Origin of the sequence: Chloracidobacterium sp. D, from assembly GCF_018304685.1 — a bacterium.
Classification (GTDB): domain Bacteria; phylum Acidobacteriota; class Blastocatellia; order Chloracidobacteriales; family Chloracidobacteriaceae; genus Chloracidobacterium; species Chloracidobacterium thermophilum.
The window spans coordinates 1766272-1784652 of record NZ_CP072634.1 but is presented as its reverse complement, the minus strand read 5'-3'; the positions used below and the strand labels follow the sequence as shown (position 1 = coordinate 1784652).

Genomic DNA, 18381 nt, shown 5'->3' with positions numbered 1-18381 from the left:
GGTGGTTGGCGCGTTACTCAGAGTCGGTGCGCAGCGAGGCCGGCATCGGCGACATGAAACATGCCCCCGGTTGCAATCGCAACCCATTGGCGAAGTCCCGCGCCGAAACCCGCGCCCGGCCTTCAAGCTGAAGTTCCTGTGCGGACAGGCCCGTGCCCTGCCCACAGGCAATGAGCAGCGCGTTATCCGTGACGGCCAGCAGCGTACCGGGTGAGGCGGCTTCCCCGGCCGGCAGTGGCACAGACTGCCCGCGCCAGAAGGTGACACGGCGGCCGGCAAGGTACGTGTGACTGCCGGGAAAAGGCTGGAACGCCCGGATGCGCGCGGCAATGGCTGTGGCCGGAAGGGACCAGTCAATCCAGCCGTCTTCACGTTTGAGCAGCGGGGCGTAGGTTGCCTGCGTCGCGTCCTGGGGACGCCGGGGAAGCTGGCCTTCTGCCAGTTGTCGCAGTGCGTCACTGAGCAGTTCTGCGCCGAGGTGCGCCAGGCGCGCGCCCAGTTCCGGGGCCGTTTCTTCGCGCCCAATCCAGCACTCGGTCTGAAGGGCAATGTCGCCGGTGTCCAGCCCGGCGTCCATATACATCACAGTGACGCCGGTCAGGGCTTCGTCGTGGGCAATGGCCCAGTTGACCGGGGCTGCACCGCGATACTTCGGAAGCAGCGAGAAGTGGACGTTCAGAAAACCCTGCCGTGGGGTTTCCAGCAGGTGCGGCGGCAGAATCCGCCCATAAGCCACAACCACGCCCACGTCGGCGTCGAGCGCCGCGAGGTTGGCGTGGAAGTCCGGCGTTTTGATTTTGGTTGGCTGCCAGACCGGCAGGCCCAGTTCCTGGGCCGCCACTTTGACAGGCGGAGGTTGCAGGCGGTGGCCGCGCCCGGCCGGGCGGTCGGGCTGTGTAACCACGGCCACAAGGTCATGCCCGTCCTGGTGCAGCCGCCGCAGGGTTGGGACGGCCAGATCAGGCGTGCCCATAAAGACAATGCGCATGCTGGATGATGCTGCCCCCCCCTACTGTGTTTTTACCCGCTTGTCTTCCGGCGTCGCAGTCGTGTTCGTGCTTCGCATATCGCGTGCCAGGTCGAGCTGTCCGGCCGGTTTTGGCATTGACAAGCGGCACACGCAAAGCGTAAACAAGGCCACACACATTTGAAAACGGCTTGTCGCGGCAATTTATCCAGCCTCGCGGGTCATTTTGGAAGGCCAGCTTTTTGTGTGCGGTTCGTGGCACGCTCAGTGTATCGGGCGACCGCCCCTTGTGGAGTGAGCCAGAGCCGTTTGTATCCACTCCCTCACGCCGCCAGTGGCGTGAGTTTGCAGAGCCTCATGAGGGAAAACACAGATGAATGACATCACATCTTCTCCGCCAGCCGAACGCCCGCGTCGGCGCTCAGGTTGGCGACGCCTTCTGCCGCTCGTCGTGGCCGCTACGGTTTTCGTGGCCGGCATCGCGGTCACGTTCCGTGCGCCGCTGACGCGCGCGGCCGGGCGGGCGCAATTGACCGCCGGAAAGTTCAACCTGTCCAATGTCCGGGAGCTTTCGGTAGCCGGCGACCGGGTCAAGCTGCGCATTGAGTCAGACGCGCCAATGCCGGAAGCCATGCGCAGTGCCAAAGTCATCAGTGAGTACGAGGGCTTCCGGGTTGTGGAAGTCTCCGAACGGGAAGCGGCACAACTGGCCGATGCGCCGGGCGTCACCCAGCGCAACGACTTCAACTATGTCTATCTCAACGCGGTAGAAATCAACACGACCTCGCCGGCAGCGCAGTCACTGCGCGGGCAGCAGGAACTGGTGGATGGTGTCGGGATGCGGCTGGTGCAGTTTGCCGGGCCTATCCAGCCGGGCTGGGTACGGATGCTGGAAGCGACCGGGGTGCAGATTGTCACGGCCGTTCCCAGCAACGCTTATCTGGTGTACGGCAACGCCAAGAGCTTTGCGGCACTCAATGCCATGATGCAGCGAACGCAAGTGGTGCAGTGGGACAGCCCGTTTTACGGGTTGTTCAAGGTGCACCCGTCGGCGATTCCGGGCAGCAAGCAGTACATTGACACGAACGGCGAATATCAGGTGCAGCTTTTCGCCGACCAGCAGGGAAATCGGGGGACGTTTGAGTTGCTGCGGGAGATTGGAGCGCGGCAGCTCGGCGAGACCCAGGCATGGGGGCCGTACGTCAACCTGTTCATCAAGATGTCGCCGGATTACCTGGCGGATGTGGCCAACCGGCCCGATGTGGTCTCGATTCATCCGAAGACCGAGTTCAAAAAGCTTGACGAGCGGCAGAACATGATCGTGGCCGGGAACATCACGGGCAACACTCCGAATCCGGGCAACTATCTCGCGTTACTGGCAAGCTGGGGCTTTACGCAGGCACAGTTCAACTCGTCCGGGTTCGTCGTGGACGTGACGGATGACGGCGCCGACCGGAATCCGACGGGGGCTGACCCCGGCACGGTGCCGGTCAACAGCAATGCGGGTCCCGTGCCGGCACGGCACTTCAGCCTGTGGGAAGGCGGGGACCTGGGTAGCACGTCGCGGTTTATCTACAAAGGCGTCTGGGGTACGCTCGGTACGGATGCCGGGCAGGGTTTTGACGGTCACGGGCAGCTCAACATGAGCATCGTGGGTGGGTTCGTGCCGGACAGCTTTGACACCGGTGGCCTGCGCGTCCACCGTGATCCAGATGGCTTCCGCTACGGGTTGGGCGTGGCGCCGTTTGTGCGGCTGGCCAACTCGGTCATTTTCGACCCAGACTTCACGTTTCCCGACATCGGCAACATGCTGGCAGCCGGTTACAACAGTGGTACCCGGATTAGCAGCAATAGCTGGGGCGGTGGTGCTCCTCTTGGCTCCTACAGCCCGGTCGCACAGACTTATGACGCGCGGACACGCGATGTGGATGCGAACCCCTCGAACGGTAACCAGCAGCTCGTTGTGGTTTTTGCAGCCGGCAACTCTGGCACCTCCGGCATCGGCGTGCCGGGCACGGCAAAGAACGTCATCACTGTCGGCGCAGCCGAAAACGTACATTCCCACTCGATTGCCAACGGTGGGAACCACCCGGCCGGGAACGATGGCTGCAACACCCCGGATACCGGCGCGGACAGCGCCAACGACATGGCCAGTTTCTCAAGCCGCGGGCCATGCGCGGACGGGCGGCGCAAGCCGGATATCGTTGCGCCGGGGACGCACGTCACTGGGATGACCTATGTGGCTGCTGGCGCGGATCCGACGGCACCGCTGAATAACCTTGGAGCGGCTGACCCGAACTTCCGGGCCAGTGGGGTGTGCGCGCTGCCGGGTAGTGGCACGGCCGGTAGTCCGAACAACTTTTTCCCCTTTTCACCTGCGCAGCGGTGGTACACCACCTCATCCGGGACGAGCCATTCCTGCCCGGCCGTGGCCGGTGGGGCGGCGCTCGTCTATCAGCAGTTCATCAACAACCCGGGCTACATTGGCGCACATCGGACGCCTTCCGGCAGCGCCCCGCCCAGCCCGGCAATGGTGAAGGCGTACCTGATGAACACGGCGCGGTATATGACGGGTACGGGCGCCAACGATACGCTGTGGTCGAACTCCCAGGGGATGGGGATGATGAACCTTGGCACGGCGTTCAACGGCGTGCAGCGGATCATCCGCGACCAGGTACCGGCGGACCGGTTTACGGCGACGGGACAGGAGCGGGTTTTCACCGGCACTGTGGTGAATGGAACAGCCCCATTCCGGGTGACGCTGGCATGGACAGACGCGCCGGGCCCGACGATAGGTAACGCCTATCTCAACGACCTCGATCTGGAAGTGACGATTGGCAGCAATACGTACCGGGGGAACGTCTTCAGCGGCGCTAACTCGGTGACGGGCGGAACGGCTGATTTCCGCAACAACGTCGAGAGTGTCTTCCTGCCGCCTTTCCCTGCTGGTACGCCGTTCCTCGTTCGCGTGCGGGCGGCAAACATTGTTGCCCAAGCTGACCCGACTGTTTTTGGGAACAACCAGGACTTTGCACTGGTGGTCCACAACGGGGAGCCAGCAGCGAACTTGCCGATCATCAGTGTGACGAGTGCCGCCCTGACGGCGGAAAGCTGTGTGCCCAACAATGGTGTACCCGATCAGAACGAGACCGTGACCTACAGCATCACGCTGCGCAATGACGGTACAGCCTCGACCAACGGCAACCTCATTGCCACGCTGGTGCCCGGTGGCGGGGTGGGCACAATTGGCGGCACGAACCCACAGAACTACGGTACGCTGCCGGTTGGGGCCAGCGCGACGCAGGACTTCACCTTCACGGTCAACGGGCCGTGCGGGACGGGGCTGACCTTAACATTCAACCTCAGCGACGGCAATGGAAGTCTGGGGTCGGTAACGTTCTCGACCCAGATTGGGACGCCGAACAACGTTCTGACACAGAACTTCGATACGGTCACGCCGCCGGCGCTTCCGGCGGGCTGGACGGCAACGAATGCTTCGGGGCCGGCGCCTCTGTGGGAGACGTCGACCAGCACGCCTCACACGCCGCCCAACTGCGCTTTCGTGGACAACCCGGCTGTGGTCAGCGACAAGCGGCTGGATACGCCACCCATCAACCTGACGACGAATCAGGCGCGGCTGACCTTCCGCAACAACTTCAACTTCGAATTTGGCTGGGACGGCGGGGTGCTGGAGATCAGCATCAACGGTGGACCGTTCCAGGACATTCTGGCGGCCGGCGGAAGCTTCGTCATTGGCGGCTACAACCGCACGCTTAACTCATCTCCCAACCCGCTTGCTGGACGGCAGGCCTGGACGGGCAACTCCGGCGGCTACATCACCACGACGGTGAACCTGCCGGGAAGCGGCCCGCGGACGGTCATCCTGCGGTTCCGCATGGGGAGTGACTCGATTATCGGTGCGCCCGGGTGGCGGATTGACACGCTCACCGTGCAGGATGGCTTCCAGTGCTGCGGCATTGTGACGCCTCCGAATGTGACCTTCACAGGTCAGACCACAACCGAGTTGCCGGGGACGCTCAACAGCGATGGCGATGGCTTCTTTGAACCCTGCGAGACCCTGCAATCGGCCATCACGGTGACGAACGTGGGCGGCTCGCCGGCAACGGGAGTCACTGTTACCATCACCTCAACGACACCGGAGGTGACGATTGTCAATGGCACTGCAAGCCTTGGTTCGCTGGCGCCGGGTGGCAGTGCGACCGGCAACGTGACCTTCAAGCTCCTGCCGACCTTTGTGCCGGGGACGACCGTCACCATCAACGTGTCTATCACGTTTGGACCGAGCGGCGGTCCAAATACAGCGAGCTACACGGTGGCGACGGGTTGCCCGTTGACGCCGGGCGGCACGTTTACCTTCTCCAACCCGGCGCCGATCACGATTCCAGCCTCGGGAACGTCAGGACCAGCAGCACCCTATCCGTCCACCATCAACGTCAGCGGGCTCACCGGAGTGGTGACGAAGGTGACGGTGACACTCAACGGCTTCACCCACACCTTCCCGGATGATGTGGATGTGCTGCTGGTTGGTCCGGGTGGTCAACAGTGCATCCTGATGTCGGATGCCGGTGGTGCTGCTGGAGTTTCCAGCGTCAACCTGACGTTCGATGATGCGGCGGCGGTTTCGCTCCCTGACTCGACGCTGATCACCAGCGGAACCTACCGACCGACCAACCATCCGCCTAATCCAGACACCTTCCCGTCGCCGGGTCCGGGTTCGGTGACGCAACCGCTCAATCCGCCGTTATCGGTTTTCAACGGCACGAATCCGAACGGTACGTGGAGCCTGTTTGTCGTTGATGATGCTACTCTTGATACCGGCAACATCAACGGCGGCTGGTCCATCACCATCCAGACCGGCACGCCTGACTGCACCACCACGGCTTCCTGTGCGGTGTTGCAGAACTGCCGCGTGTCACTCAACATCACCGGGCAGATGCTGGCGGGGAACACCTGCGGGTTGCCCAACTACGCCGGCGACCTCGTGCTGACGGCTGTGCTGACGAACACGAGTACCCAGACCATCTCGGATGTCTTCGTGCAGGTGGCGGGTCTGGGGTATCCCGACAGTACGCCGACCGGGGTGATTGTGGCCTCGCCCAACCCGCACCGGCTGCTGACGGCGGATGCGACGACGTGCAGCAGTGGCGGGCAGGCTGGCGCGAACCAGTCCACGGTCAACGGACAGGCGCCGATTGGCAGCAACACGCCGATTGGGACGCTCAATCCGGGGGATTCACGGACGCTGACCTTCCGCATTGCCCTGCCGGCCGTGCGACGGCTGCGGTTCTATGTCAACGTCTTCGGGGTTGGCGGGACGACCTGCCCGGTGGCGTTGAACGAGGGGCGGGCGTCGGGGCCGGTGATGGCAACGACGATGTCGCTGGAGGGTCCGGCGTTTGGCTTTGAGGTGCTGCGGGACAAAGGGCGGCTGACGGTGGAGCCGCTGGCTTCTGGCACGGCCATGCCCGGAACGCCGTCTGGACGGCGACGGTAGGTTTGAACCTGGTCAGGGTAGCCTGACCTGATTTCTGGCGGTCACGCTCTGATGCGGGCGTGACCGCCTTTTTTGCTTCCTGCCGGAACGGTCTCCGGTTTTTTTCAGGCTTAGACTGGGATTGATACAGCGGGTTGTTCCCGGCTGTGTTTCGTGTCATGCTGCGCCATAACGCGCCGTTTCACCTGTAATTCTTCGCATGGTGGCGGGCGTCTGATCATCTGCCCCAGCAGGATACGTCATGGCACATCTACGCCGCCGACTGGCCTGGTTTGCGGTCGTCACAGTAGCCCTTCTGGCTGTGGTCGGGATGGGATTTCTGTCCTACCGGAGTCTGCACGTACCGTTCAGTCACCGGGCCGCCGATGAACTCATCACCATCGAGCCGGGGATGCGGGCGCGCGAGGTCGTGGAACTGCTCTACGAGCGCGGCATCATCCCGAACCGCTACCCGGCACTGGTCTATCTGATGCTCAACCCGGCCGGACGCCGTTTGCAGGCCGGAGACTACGAGTTTGAATCGCCGATTGCTCCGCTGGCCGCACTGGAAAAAATCCGCCGGGGCGCGGTTGCCACGCGCCGCATCATGTTTCGGCCCGGGTTGACCATCTACGAGGTCAACGACCTGCTGCCGAACCGTCCCGCCAGCGGAAAGCTCGATCCGGCGCTGCTGGACGTGCGCCTGATTGCCGACCTTGACCCACAGGCCACCAGCCTTGAAGGGTACATTTTCCCGGATACCTATATCGTTCCGAAGCGGGCAACGAACGCTGAAATTCTGGCCGAGGCGGTTGCCCGTTTCCGCCGGGCATGGACGCCGGAACTGCGCCAGCAGGCGGAAGCCCGCCGCCTGACACTGCGGCAGGTGGTGACTTTGGCTTCCATGATTGAAAAGGAAGCCGCTGACGATGCCGAACGCCCGCTGGTGGCGAGTGTCTTCCACAACCGGCTGCGCAAGGGTATGCGTCTGGAATGCGACCCGACGTTCATCTACGCCGCCAAGCTCAACGGCACGTGGGATGACAACGTCAACAACCCGGCGCACCGCCGCCTGCTGTCGCCCTACAACACCTACCTTTCTCCGGGGCTGCCGCCGGGGCCGATTGCCTCGCCGGGTGAAAAATCGCTGCGGGCCGCCCTTCAGCCGGCGCAGACGGAGTATCTGTACTTCGTGCTGGGCCCCGGCGGACGACATCGCTTCTCGCGCAACGAAGCCGAGCATCAGGTGGCCGTGGCTGAGTATCGCAGGCTTCAGCGCGCGCAGCGTCCGGGGCTGCATACCCAGCTCATCAACAAGAAGTAATGGGCGATGTGTTGCGGGAACAGCTCGAAGCCGCCCTGGATGCCGGGGAAATCCAGAGCGCCGTCTGGCTCGTCGGCTGCCGTGAAACCATAGTGGCGCATGGCGTGGTCGGCCCGGCCGGCTTCGATACGCTGTATGACCTGGCTTCACTGACAAAACCTCTCGTCACGGCGCTGCTGCTGGCGCTCTTTATCGAGCAGGGGCGGTGCGCGCCTGACGACCACCTGGGCAAGTGGCTGCCGGCATTGCGCGATAGTCCCTATGGACACGTCACGGTTGCACAGGCCGTGACGCACACCGGCGGTTTCCCGGCCTGGCGGCCGCTCTATGCCATGTGTGCGACGCCGGATGAAGTCCTGCCGGTCATGGCGCAGACGCCGCCGATTGCCAAACCTGGCGAAAATGTTGTGTATAGCGACCTGGGCTACATCGTGCTGGGCCGTCTGCTTGAACACCTGGCCGGACAGCCGCTCGCCATTCTGTTCGGGACACACGTGGCGCAGCCCTTGGGCCTGACGGCCACCCGGTTCTGTCCGCCGCCGGAATGGCGCGAACGAACGGCCCCGACCGAAGATGGCAACGCCCACGAACGCCGTATGGTGGAACAGCTCATCGCCGCAGAGAACCATCCTCTGGTGCCGGCGCGGCTGCAGGGATGCACCGGCTGGCGTACGCAGCGCATTCAGGGTGAAGTCCACGACGGCAATGCGTATTTCCTTGGCGGTGTGGCCGGTCACGCCGGGCTGTTTGCAACGGCCGGGGAGGTGTGGAAGCTGGCGCGGGTGTTTCTGCCGGGAAGCCCTCTGCTGCGCCCGGAAACCTGCCAGTGGTTTTCGACCAACCTGACGCCGGGGAAAGCCGAAGCCCGCTCGTTTGGGTGGATGTTGGCCGGTTCACCGAACGCAACCGGCGTCGGGTTGTCGCCGACCGCCTTTGGCCACCTTGGCTTTACCGGCACAAGTCTCTGGTGCGACCCCCAGACCGAGCGGGTCTATATCCTGCTGACCAACCGTACCTTTCCTTACCGGGCCAGCTTGCAGGATGTGCGGCGGGCATTTCACGCGGCAGCTTCCCGCATATCGGGCTGAATCCTGTGGCGGGATGCGCTATCATCGCCGTGCTTCCCCGCCTGAGCGCGCCAGGGCACACACAACGCTGATGATTTCGGAGAGGGACGACAATGCCGGTCAATCCAGTTGATGCCAAAAAACTTGCCCTTGAGAAAAACACGACCGACCTGCGCCGGATGCTGGAGCAGTCAGATGAGCTGATGCGCGTCGTTATGGAAGCAGGCGACCTGGAAACGGCCGAAAAGGCCGCCCAGGAAGCTGCCAAGGCCGCAGCGGCGCTGATCGTACGCAAGCAGGGGGGCGTCCGGGAACTGGCCAGGCGCGTCCGCGAGCGGGTTGCCGGGGATGATGAACCCGAAGATGAAACTCCCTCCACAACTGCCGGCGACGAAGCGCCCACGTCCGAAACCCGGTCGTGATGTGTCGCCGCCCGATGCACTTCCGTCCTTACGGGGTGGGAACTCCCTCATCGGCAGCGGGCCGTGGCCGTCCGCCGGCCTTTCGCGGTGGAGCTTCGGCTGCAAAACGCCGATGGAAATAACCTGATGCCAATCGTTCTGCACACGTTTCAGTGCCTGCTGCCGGCGTATGTTACGCCGCAGTCCGCCATTCATGACTGGCTTGCCCACGCGCATGCCGCTGCCCAGACCGGGAGCGAACAGGCGCCGGCAGCCGCCCGTCTGCGCCGCGCGTTCGACCGCTTTGGTTGCGACCCGGAGCGCATTGCCCGGCGATTCCACGCGCTCGAAGATTTCACCCACCAGGACTGGGCGCGGATGCGGATTTTCAACCTGACCGACCATCCCGAAGGACGGGGGCTGGCGGCACGGATGGACTGTTTTGCCGAAGTCACCTCCCAAGTGTTCGCCAGTCTCTATGCCGATGAAGCCGTTGCGCCGGAGCATCTCATTCACGTCACCTGTACGGGCTACGTCGCACCCAGCGCCGCCCAGCGTCTCGTGGCGTCCAAAGGCTGGCTGACGACCGTTGTGACCCATGCCTACCACATGGGCTGCTATGCGGCCTTTCCGGCGATTCGGCAGGCGGTCGGGTTTCTGCTTGCCGACGGTGCGGCAGGGCGGGCGGATGTCGTGCACACGGAGCTGTGTACGCTGCACCTCAACCCGGCGCTCCACGACCCGGAGCAGCTTGTCATCCAGAGTTTGTTTGCCGACGGTTTCGCGCGCTACACGGTCGCAACCCAGGCGCCGGAGCGTCCACACTTCGAGCTGGTGGCGATGCGGGAAGAACTGCTGCCGGATTCATCCGAAGCCATGACCTGGCGATGCGCCGACTGGGGGTTTCACATGACGCTGGCGCGGGATGTGCCGCAGCGTCTGGCGCAGGCGCTGTCCGGTTTTGTGGCACAACTGGCGGCGAAGGCGGGCTACACCGAAGCCGATGCGCGCCGGGCCCGGTTTGCCATTCATCCCGGCGGGCCGAAAATCATCGAGCAGGTTCAGGCGGCGCTCGAACTCGAAGACGCCCAGGTGGATGCCAGCCGGCGCGTGCTGCGGGCATACGGGAATATGTCGTCGGCCACGCTGCCCTACGTCTGGGCGGAGATGCTGGCCGATGACACGGTTGCCGATGGGACGCCGGTGGTCAGTCTGGCCTTCGGTCCCGGTCTGACGCTGTGTGGCAACCTGCTGGTCAAACGTCTCTGTTCAGACCCGCAGCGGCCGACGGAAGCCGGCGCTGATGCAAGGAAGCCAGGGAGGTGATGCGTTGACGATGGCCCACGGGTGGTTGATGGCACCGTTTCTCGTACAGGGTGGCGCCATGCTCTGGGATGAGTTCTGGTTTCACCGGCGACGTGGGCTGGGCCGGTGGGAACGGCTGGGGCATCCGCTTGATACGCTGACCGTTCTGGTCTGCTACGCCATCGTGCTGTGGGTGCCTTATTCGCCAACGGCTCTGGCGTGGTATGCCGGCTGCGCGGTGTTTTCCATGCTGTTTGTGACCAAGGACGAGTTCGTTCACGCCCGGGCCTGCTCTGCCGGCGAGCACTGGTTACACGCCCTGCTGTTCCTGCTTCATCCGGTGACGCTGGCGGCGGCGGCACTCATCTGGATGGATATGCCGCAGGGGGCTGGCGCATGGCGTGACGTTCTGGTTGGAACGTTTGTCATCGTGACCGCTTTCGGGTGTTACCAACTGCTGTACTGGAATCTCTGGAAAGGGCGGAAGGCATGTCTGCCGGAATGACGCCGGTCAACAACGCACTCTATGACGAACTGGGCGAACGGTGGTACACGGCCCAGGATGATCCCGTGGCGCTGCTGCGCGCCGAAGGACGCCTGCGCAACCCGTGGATTGCCACGGAAATTGCCGCCCGGTGCGGCGCTGGCGCGGCCGTGCTGGACATCGGCTGTGGCGGCGGCTTTCTGTCGAACGAACTGGCCCGGGCCGGTTTTGCCGTCACCGGTCTGGATCAGTCGGCGGAGAGCCTGAGCATCGCGCAAAGCCACGACACGACACACAGCGTGCACTACGAGGTCGGCAATGCCATGCGGTTGCCTTACCCGGAGGTTTCGTTTTCGGCCGTGTGCGCCATGGATTTTCTCGAACACGTGGAAGACCCGGCCGGGGTCATTCGGGAAGCGGCGCGGGTGCTGCGGCCGGGCGGGCTGTTTTTCGCTTCAACCTTCAACCGGAACTGGCTGAGCTGGCTGGTGGTCATCAAGGGCGTGGAGTGGTTCGTGCCGAATGTGCCGCCCAATATGCACGTGCTCCGCCTGTTCATCACGCCACGGGAGATGGCCCGGTATTGCCAGGCGGCCGGACTGCATCACCTACGGTTTCGCGGCCTGCGCCCGCGCCTGAACCGGGCATTCTGGCGACTGCTCTGGACGCGCGTCGTGCCGGAAGACTTCGAGTTTACCTTCACGTCCTCGTTGCTGACCGGCTATCTGGTCACGGCTGAGAAAGCTTGACTTCCGGCATCTCCGGTGGTGTTGGCGTCACGGGGGTGCCGGTCGGCGGTGTCGAGGTGGGAGCGCTGAGCGTCCGTGGGCGTTCGGGGCGCTCGGAGCGGTCTCCGGGCGGGCGGTCAGAGGCCAGGCGTGGCGTCGTTTCCTCGATGAGTTTGCCAAAAATCATCTTGCCGGCTGTGGTTTGCAGCACGCTCGTCACGCTGATGTCCACGGCCCGGCCAATCTGCCGGCGCGCATTGTCCACGACGACCATCGTCCCGTCGTCAAGGTAAGCCACGCCTTGGTTGTATTCCTTGCCTTCTTTCAGGATGAACACCTGCATGGTTTCGCCGGGCAGGACGACCGGGCGCAGGGCGTTGGCGAGTTCATTGATGTTGAGTACCAGAACGCCGCGCAACTGCGCCACCTTGTTGAGGTTGAAATCATTGGTGACGATTTTGGCCCCAAGCTGCTTGGCCAGCTCGATGAGCTTGAGGTCAACTTCCCGAATGTTGGGGAAGTCCATGTCGGTGATGATGGTGTCGAGCTTTTTGTTTTTCTGGAGGCGTTGCAGGATGTCGAGTCCCCGCCGTCCACGGTTGCGCTTGGTGGTTTCCGGGCTGTCAGCCACGTGCTGCAACTCGCGCAGGACGAACTGCGGAATGATGAGGCGCTCGCTCAGAAAGCCGGTTTCGGCGATGTCGGCAATGCGTCCATCAATGATGACACTCGTATCGAGGACGAGATTGAGTGGGCGGTTGTCGGCGCTGCCGGGGCTTTTGGCAGCAGTGCCAAACAGCTCCCACCAGCGATCACTGGCGCTGCCGCGAACCATACCCAGATAACCCAGCGCCAGCAGGGCGGTCAGAACCAGGTAGGTCTTGGGGGCGTCCGGGATGCCCGGCTGAAGGCTGAGAACGAGGCCGACGAGGACGGCGGCCGCCAGTCCGGTAAACAGTCCGAGTGTGCCGCCAATCAGGGTCGTGATGGGACGTGACCGCAGGTAGTGTTCAAGGGCGACAACCGCGCTGCCCAGCCCGGCTCCAAGAACGGCTGACCAGAGGGTGGAGCCAAGTGGTTTCATCCACAGGGCCGTTCCCAGGGAAAGCAGGACGATGGCAAGCTGTGTCAGGAATCGGTCGCGGTTCATGGAGCTATTCGGATACAAAGGCTGAAAATGTGGCCGGTGCGGGGCAGTGAAACCAGCTCACATGGTTTGCGATGTCTGGAATGTGACCGATTCGGTATCCTCCTGCAAGGCAGTCTGGCGGCAAAGGACTGGCTTTTCAGCCACGCGCCGTTGCCCGTGACCACGGTTGTAAGCGGGCCGGAACGGCACGCCAACGAAGGAGAAACGTTTGCAACACATGCCATCACTTGCGTGGGCCAATCTTTGTCATCGTCCGGCGCGCTCACTGGCCACGGCTTTCGGCGTCGCCGTCGGCGCGGTGCTGGTGCTGCTGACGACCGGGCTGGCGCATGGCGTCATTGCCGAACGCGCCGAGCGCGAAGCACGGGTTGGGGCGCACATTATGCTGCGGCCGTCCGGTTCGTTTGGCGGGGGTGTGGTGTCAAATCAGCCAGCCTATCCGCTGGAGCGGCTGCCGCGTATTGCGGCCATCCCCGGCGTACGGGCTGCTGTGCCGGTCATTCAGTATGCGTTGCCGTCGGACAGCGGCATCGGGTTCCGGCTGCTCGAAGGCGTGCCATGGGCGGACTACGCGGCCATGAGCGGCATTCAGATTGTGGCCGGACGTGCGCCGCAGGGACCTGATGAGTTGGTGATTGACCGGGAGCAGGCGCGCAGCCGTGACTTCCAGCTCGGGGCGCAGGTGACGCTCTCCAGACATGTGTTTACGGTCGTGGGCATCTATGACCCGCCAAGCGGGGCCCGCCTCAAAGCGCCGCTGGAAACCCTCCAGACGATGCTTGCCGCGCCGGGACGCTGTTCGCTGGTGTTTGTCCAGTGTGTGGAAGCCAGCCAGCAGGAAGCCGTCGCTGAACGCCTGCGGGAGACCTTTCCAACCGATCAGATCATTTTTGTCCGCGACCTGCCGGGTTTGTATGCCCGTGGACTCCCGGCGCTGGATACCTTTCTCCGGGTTGTCGTCGGGCTGGCGCTGATGATCAGCCTGCTCATTGTGTCGCTGACGATGTACACCTCGGTGGTCGAGCGCACCCGTGAGATCGGCATTCTCAAGTCCCTGGGCGCGACGGACGCCTTCATTCTGCTGGCCATTGAGCAGGAAGCCCTGCTTCTGAGCAGCGCCGGGGTGTTGCTGGGCATTGGACTGGCCTATCTGGGCCGCTGGTGGATTGTGAGCTTCACGGCGTTTCGCACCATCGAGTTCGAGCCGGTGTGGTTCGTCATCGTGGCGGCTGTCGCGGTGCTGAGTGGCGCGGCCGGCGCCCTGTATCCGGCCTGGCGTGCCATGCGGCTCGATCCGGTGGAAGCCCTGCGCTACGAATGACCGGGCTGGCGGAGCCATAGCACTGGCAGGCAATCGTCCTGGGGCAATCCGGTTGTTGTGCGCGGGCAGGTCAGCTTGCATCCGGCGCACAAAGGGCTTAGGAAGCATCCCGGGCATGACGACCATCGGCTACATCGGGCTTTTGCGGCAGAATCCGCGCTTCCGGCGGGTTTGGGCAGCGCAGCTTGTCAGTGAACTGGGTGACTGGCTCAACTATGCGGCGCTCATGCAGCTTGCGCGGCAGTATGGCGGCGGTGCGGAAATGGCGGCGCTCATCATCGCCATTGAGCTGCTTCCGTTCCCGCTCTGGAGTCCGGTGGCTGGCATGGTGGCCGACCGGTTCAACCGGCGGTATGTCATGATGGCCGCCGACCTGCTGCGCGCCGTCATTGTTCTTGGTTTTCTGCTTGTTGACCGCCCCGAACGGCTCTGGCTGGTGTACGTCCTGTCGGCGCTTCAGTTTTCCCTGGCAGCCTTTTTCGAGCCGGCGCGGCAGGCGCTGATCCCGTCGGTGGCGCAGCCGGAGGAACTCATCACGGCCAACCAGTTGACGAGTCTGACCTGGTCGTTGACGCTTGGGTTGGGTGGTTTTCTGGGCGGTGTCGTGGTCAATGCGTTTGGTCTGACGGCGGCCTTCATCGTGGATGCCGCTTCCTTCCTGGTTTCGTTTGTCATCCTGCTCGGTTTGCGGGATGCGCCGCCGAAGCCGGTGTCCCTGGATGCGCCGCCCGATACGGGTTTCTGGGTGGCTATCAAGTACCTGCTGGCGCATCCGGTGACGCTGGCCGTGGCGCTCGTCAAAACCGGAATCTCCATTGCGGGAAGCGGGGTGTGGTTGCTGGCCGTGGTGTATGGGCAGACGGTGTTTCCGGTGGGCCGCGATGGGGCGTTGTCCGTGGGGATTCTCAACGGCGCGCACGGCCTTGGGGCGCTGGTCGGCGCGCTGACCGCCGGCTGGTTTCTGCGCCAGCGCCTCAACATTGCGTGGAGCATTTTCTGGCTCTTTGTGCTGCGGGGCGTGTTCTTTGGGTTCTGGGCCGGGTCTATCCATTTGTGGATGGTTGTCGTGGCAACGGTCCTCATCACCATCTGTGGCAGTCTGCTCTGGGTGGTCAGCACGACGCTGCTGCAGCGGCTTGTCCCGGACGAACTGCGCGGGCGTGTGTTTGCCTTCGAGTTTGGCGCGCTGACGTTTGCCATGGCGGGTTTCCTGTGGCTGATGGGACGGGCGCTCGATGTGTGGGGCTGGACGCCAACCGTGACGGTTCTGGCGACCGGCGCAACCGCGTTTCTGGTGGCCGCCGGTTGGCTGGTGCTGATGGGCCTCTCGCCCCTGACGACGCTTTCAGCCGCGCCGACGCCGGACAAGTCGCTTGGGGAACCGGATGCGGTGTGAAGGCGTCCATGCGCCGACCTCACTGACGGCTGACGCCCACTGACTTCGGAGGAACTTTCTCAATGACGATGCCCATCCGTATCTTCAGCCTGTGTCTGGTGGCGCTGTGGCTGCTGGCAAGCCATGATGCTTCAGCCCAGAAGCGCAAACGCCGCCCGGCTTCGCGCCCGGCGTCCGGGACACCGGCCACGACTTCCCCTGTTTCCAAGGAGCCACGTATGAACACCGCTACTGCCCCCCGCGATGCCGCTGCCGGGGTCAACCGCTTTGCTGTGACCCTGCACCAACGGCTCAGCCGTCAAACGGACGGCAATCTGTTTTTTTCGCCCTACAGCATCAGTTCCGCCCTGGCGATGACGGCGCTCGGTGCGCGGGGCGCAACACTGGCGGAAATGCAGGTTGCACTTCAGTTTCCCGATGGCATTCCCCACGCCGCTTTTGCCGCCCAGGACCGGCTCATCAATACGCCCAACGCGCCCTACACGCTGGCTGTAGCCAATGCGCTGTGGGGACAGCGCGGGTTGGGTTTCGAGCCGGATTTCCTTTCGGCCACCCGGCAGCACTATGGGGCCGGGCTGGAGGAAGTTGATTTTCGGGGCAACCCGGAAGGTACGCGCAGCCGAATCAACGACTGGGTTTCCACAAAGACCAACCGCCGGATTCCCGACCTGCTTCCGCCGGGCTTCATCACGCCCATGACGCGGCTGGTGCTGACCAACGCCATTTACTTCAAGGGCAACTGGGCTGAGGCCTTTGACCGCGATGCCACAAACGAACGGGACCAGTTCCGCCTGGCACGTGGGGGGACGGTCACGGTGGCGATGATGAACCGCACCGGGCGCTACGCCCATTTTGACGGCGGCACGTTCCAGGCGTTGACGTTGCCCTATCGCGGCAACGAACTCTCCATGGTCATCCTGCTGCCGAATGCCACGGATGGCCTGCCGGCGCTGGAAAAGGGACTCACCGCCGCCCAGCTTCAGGAAGTCGTCGAAAAAGCCATTGCGCGCGAGGTGCAGGTCAGTGTGCCGCGCTTCAAACTGACGCTGCGGCTGGAACACCTGACAGATGACATGAAGGCGCTGGGAATGACCCTGGCGTTTACGGAAGGCGCTGATTTCTCGGCGATGACCCGGCAGGCCGAACTTTTCATTGACGCCATTGCCCACAAGGCGTTCGTCGAGGTCAACGAGGAAGGTACGGAAGCCGCCGCCGCCACGGGCGTCGGCATGCGGATAACGTCCATCGGTGCCGAACCACCGCGCCCGGTGGTGTTTCGGGCAGACCATCCGTTTCTGTTCGTCATTCGGGACAACCGCAGCGGTGCGACGCTGTTTATGGGGCGAGTGATGAATCCGGCTGTGTCGGAGTAAACCGGTGCGGCAGGCGCCATGAGAGACGCAGCAGCGGACGCCGGGCCTCCCGTGGCAGCCAGAGGACAAGGACAGTGCTGAGCATCGTGCCGAGCGCCAGTCCGATAATGGCTCCGTGATAGCCGCCGATAAACGGTGTCAGCGGCTCGAAGGCGCGCGGGGCCAGCGAACCGACGCCCCACGCAAAGCCCATCATCAGCGCCGATACGGTGGCCGTCCGCTGCGGGACAAGTTCCTGCGCCATGGCGACGTTGACGGGAATCGTGGCCCCAAGGGCAAAGCCGCCACAGACCAGCCACGGAAGTGTCCAGTGGGGCGGGACGAGAAAGGCCACAGCGAGCAGAGGGCCGGAGGTGAGGCCGGAAAGCACGGTAACGGCGCGTCCGCCGAACCGTTCGGCCAGAAAGCCGCCGGCCAGCCCGCCGATGCCGCCAGCCAGGAGAAAGACAGTGAGTGCGTTGCCAATGTGGGTCAGCGAGGCCCCTTGCGCCTGCAGGATGAAGGGGTAGTAGGCGTTGATGAGCATTTGCGTGGCAGCGCGCACGACCGTAATGGCATACAGCGCCAGAAGCGGCACACTGGCAAGCTGAAGCGCCTGAAACAGACCCGGGCCGGTTTCTGTCGTCGTCGTTTCAGCCGCCAGCCGCTTGGGGGCTGGCAGGGGCGGCAGCCAGAAGAACAGCCCAACGATGGCTGCGATACCGGCCAGCGCCAGATACAACGTGCTCCCCAGGCTGAAGTGGGTGACGGTCTGGGTCACGACGAGCGGCCCAAACGCTACACCTAGCGTACCGGCGGCTGAAAAGAGCGCCATGCCGAGTCGGCGGCGCTGGCCGCTGGCGACCGCCGCCATGGCTGCACCCTGCGGGTGGAACATTCCCACACCCATGCCGCCCATAATCAGGACGACCATGAGCCAGCCGTAACTGCCCGCATAGCCGATGGCCGACAAAAACAGCGCCGCCAGCAGGGGGCCGGCCAGCGCAAAACTCCGCCGCGACCAGCGGTCAGAGAGCATGCCATAGACCGGCTGAAGAAAGTTCGAGAACAGCGCATAGACCGGAATGAGCCAGAAGGCCTGGGCGGCCGACAGGTGCAACTGCGCTGTCATCAGGGGCAGCAGCGGAAAAATAAAGCTCGAATAGGCGTCGTTGACGAAGTGCGCCAGACAGGCAAGGCTGAGCGCCTTGGGATTGGCAAAACTGCCGGTATGGGCCGTGGAAGCCGGTGCGGAAAGGGAAGTCGCCGTATCCATAAGGCAGCCGACACTACCATGCCCGGCCGGCCGGGAGCTTGTCGTTTTGCCGGCTGAAGGTTCCCGCTGAAACCGGCACGGCAAACCGGCTGCGACGCCCGGCCTTTCCGGTGCTA

The 18381-nt window shown here is 63.7% G+C and carries 13 protein-coding genes; 10 read left to right on the top strand and 3 right to left on the bottom strand.

Features of this window, described 5'->3' with window-relative positions; genetic code table 11:
• Nucleotides 1-13: 13 nt before the first annotated feature.
• Complete coding sequence (fmt, locus tag J8C01_RS07475) at nt 14-988, bottom strand: methionyl-tRNA formyltransferase (RefSeq protein ID WP_211431498.1); 975 nt, start codon at nt 986-988, stop codon at nt 14-16.
• Nucleotides 989-1340: 352 nt separating this feature from the next.
• On the opposite strand from fmt, the gene J8C01_RS07470 reads away from it, so the two are divergent.
• From J8C01_RS07470 to ubiG, 7 genes are all read left to right on the top strand, one after another.
• Nucleotides 1341-6482 (top strand): S8 family serine peptidase, encoded by a 5142-nt coding sequence (locus J8C01_RS07470; RefSeq protein WP_211431497.1) that lies wholly within the window; start codon nt 1341-1343, stop codon nt 6480-6482.
• A 241-nt stretch (nt 6483-6723) separates the two neighbouring features.
• The gene (gene mltG, locus J8C01_RS07465) at nt 6724-7785 is read left to right on the top strand and encodes an endolytic transglycosylase MltG (RefSeq protein ID WP_211431496.1); all 1062 of its coding nucleotides are present in this window, start codon (nt 6724-6726) and stop codon (nt 7783-7785) included.
• The gene (locus J8C01_RS07460; protein WP_211431495.1) at nt 7785-8873 is read left to right on the top strand and encodes a serine hydrolase domain-containing protein; all 1089 of its coding nucleotides are present in this window, start codon (nt 7785-7787) and stop codon (nt 8871-8873) included. Before mltG ends, J8C01_RS07460 begins: the two co-directional genes overlap by 1 nt.
• A 92-nt stretch (nt 8874-8965) precedes the next feature.
• Complete coding sequence (locus J8C01_RS07455; protein WP_211431494.1) at nt 8966-9274, top strand: hypothetical protein; 309 nt, start codon at nt 8966-8968, stop codon at nt 9272-9274.
• A 126-nt stretch (nt 9275-9400) separates the two neighbouring features.
• Nucleotides 9401-10579, top strand: coding sequence for a 3-oxoacyl-[acyl-carrier-protein] synthase III C-terminal domain-containing protein (locus tag J8C01_RS07450; RefSeq protein ID WP_211431493.1), 1179 nt, complete (start codon nt 9401-9403; stop codon nt 10577-10579).
• A 4-nt stretch (nt 10580-10583) separates the two neighbouring features.
• The gene (locus J8C01_RS07445; protein WP_211430681.1) at nt 10584-11063 is read left to right on the top strand and encodes a hypothetical protein; all 480 of its coding nucleotides are present in this window, start codon (nt 10584-10586) and stop codon (nt 11061-11063) included.
• Entirely contained in the window at nt 11048-11791 is a 744-nt protein-coding gene (gene ubiG / locus J8C01_RS07440) for a bifunctional 2-polyprenyl-6-hydroxyphenol methylase/3-demethylubiquinol 3-O-methyltransferase UbiG (RefSeq protein WP_249355409.1), read from the top strand. Before J8C01_RS07445 ends, ubiG begins: the two co-directional genes overlap by 16 nt.
• Here the strand turns inward: ubiG and J8C01_RS07435 are convergent.
• Nucleotides 11772-12920: a PIN/TRAM domain-containing protein gene (locus J8C01_RS07435; RefSeq protein ID WP_014099995.1), complete on the bottom strand. Its 1149-nt coding sequence runs from the start codon at nt 12918-12920 to the stop codon at nt 11772-11774. The genes ubiG and J8C01_RS07435 overlap by 20 nt on opposite strands.
• Before the next feature lie 217 nt (nt 12921-13137).
• On the opposite strand from J8C01_RS07435, the gene J8C01_RS07430 reads away from it, so the two are divergent.
• The 3 genes from J8C01_RS07430 to J8C01_RS07420 all read left to right on the top strand — a co-directional run bounded on the left by J8C01_RS07430 (nt 13138) and on the right by J8C01_RS07420 (nt 17010).
• Nucleotides 13138-14241: an ABC transporter permease gene (locus J8C01_RS07430; RefSeq protein WP_211431492.1), complete on the top strand. Its 1104-nt coding sequence runs from the start codon at nt 13138-13140 to the stop codon at nt 14239-14241.
• Between the two features lie 115 nt (nt 14242-14356).
• Nucleotides 14357-15637, top strand: coding sequence for an MFS transporter (locus J8C01_RS07425; protein WP_211431491.1), 1281 nt, complete (start codon nt 14357-14359; stop codon nt 15635-15637).
• Between the two features lie 62 nt (nt 15638-15699).
• Entirely contained in the window at nt 15700-17010 is a 1311-nt protein-coding gene (locus J8C01_RS07420) for a serpin family protein (RefSeq protein ID WP_211431490.1), read from the top strand.
• On the opposite strand, the gene J8C01_RS07415 is transcribed toward J8C01_RS07420, so the two are convergent.
• Nucleotides 16973-18265, bottom strand: a complete 1293-nt coding sequence (locus J8C01_RS07415) for an MFS transporter (protein ID WP_211431489.1) — start codon at nt 18263-18265, stop codon at nt 16973-16975. The two genes, J8C01_RS07420 and J8C01_RS07415, sit on opposite strands and share 38 nt — an antisense overlap.
• Nucleotides 18266-18381 lie beyond the last annotated feature (116 nt).

Bases quoted from the DNA above. Each gene is read 5' to 3' on its own strand.
- fmt (WP_211431498.1), bottom strand. From the start codon at position 988: ATGCGCATTGTCTTTATGGGCACGCCTGATCTGGCCGTCCCAACCCTG.
- J8C01_RS07470 (WP_211431497.1), top strand. From the start codon at position 1,341: ATGAATGACATCACATCTTCTCCGCCAGCCGAACGCCCGCGTCGGCGC.
- mltG (WP_211431496.1), top strand. From the start codon at position 6,724: ATGGCACATCTACGCCGCCGACTGGCCTGGTTTGCGGTCGTCACAGTA.
- J8C01_RS07460 (WP_211431495.1), top strand. From the start codon at position 7,785: ATGGGCGATGTGTTGCGGGAACAGCTCGAAGCCGCCCTGGATGCCGGG.
- J8C01_RS07455 (WP_211431494.1), top strand. From the start codon at position 8,966: ATGCCGGTCAATCCAGTTGATGCCAAAAAACTTGCCCTTGAGAAAAAC.
- J8C01_RS07450 (WP_211431493.1), top strand. From the start codon at position 9,401: ATGCCAATCGTTCTGCACACGTTTCAGTGCCTGCTGCCGGCGTATGTT.
- ubiG (WP_249355409.1), top strand. From the start codon at position 11,048: ATGTCTGCCGGAATGACGCCGGTCAACAACGCACTCTATGACGAACTG.
- J8C01_RS07435 (WP_014099995.1), bottom strand. From the start codon at position 12,920: ATGAACCGCGACCGATTCCTGACACAGCTTGCCATCGTCCTGCTTTCC.
- J8C01_RS07430 (WP_211431492.1), top strand. From the start codon at position 13,138: ATGCCATCACTTGCGTGGGCCAATCTTTGTCATCGTCCGGCGCGCTCA.
- J8C01_RS07425 (WP_211431491.1), top strand. From the start codon at position 14,357: ATGACGACCATCGGCTACATCGGGCTTTTGCGGCAGAATCCGCGCTTC.
- J8C01_RS07420 (WP_211431490.1), top strand. From the start codon at position 15,700: ATGACGATGCCCATCCGTATCTTCAGCCTGTGTCTGGTGGCGCTGTGG.
- J8C01_RS07415 (WP_211431489.1), bottom strand. From the start codon at position 18,265: ATGGATACGGCGACTTCCCTTTCCGCACCGGCTTCCACGGCCCATACC.